We start from the raw sequence: 629 nt of genomic DNA on the forward strand, positions 1-629 counted from the left end.
GGTGGCGGCGCTGTCCGGCGCGCCGGTGGACGGTGCGGCCGCGGTCGTGCTGCTGGCGCTCTGGGCGCTGTCGCCGCTGTGGATCTGGTGGGCGAGCGCGCCGCGCCGGCCGCTGCTGCACCGCGAGGCCGCGCTGGATCCGCAGGGTCGCGACTATCTCTGGGGCCTGGCCCGAGACACCTGGCGCTTCTACGACGCGCATGTCGGGGCCGCCGACAACCACCTCCCGCCCGACAACGTGCAGCTGACGCCGCATCTGCTCGTCGCGCATCGCACCTCGCCGACCAACATCGGCCTGTACCTGCTGGCCGTCGCCTGCGCCCGCGAACTGGGCTTCATCGGCCTGGTCACGATGACCACGCGCCTGTCGGCGACGCTGGACACGCTCGAGCGCCTGCCGCGCTGGCAGGGCCATTTCTACAACTGGTACGACACCGAATCGCTGGTCGTGCTGGCCCCGGGCTATGTCTCGGCGGTGGACAGCGGCAACTGCTCGGCGCACCTGCTCACCGTGGCCCGCGCCTGCGAGCTGGCCGCGGAGATGACGCCGGACGAGCTCGCCGCGGCGCCGCGCCAGGCGCTGGCCCGGACGCTGCAGCGCCTGCGGGTGCTGCAGCCGCCGCTCGCCA

At 73.8% G+C, this 629-nt stretch carries 1 protein-coding gene; it reads left to right on the forward strand.

What is annotated here, in order from left to right; all coding sequences use genetic code 11:
* A partial coding sequence (locus CS062_RS26530) for a hypothetical protein (RefSeq protein ID WP_158238932.1) occupies positions 1 to 629 on the forward strand: 629 nt, incomplete at both ends.

This window comes from Roseateles chitinivorans, assembly GCF_002761755.1.
GTDB lineage: Bacteria > Pseudomonadota > Gammaproteobacteria > Burkholderiales > Burkholderiaceae_C > Roseateles > Roseateles chitinivorans.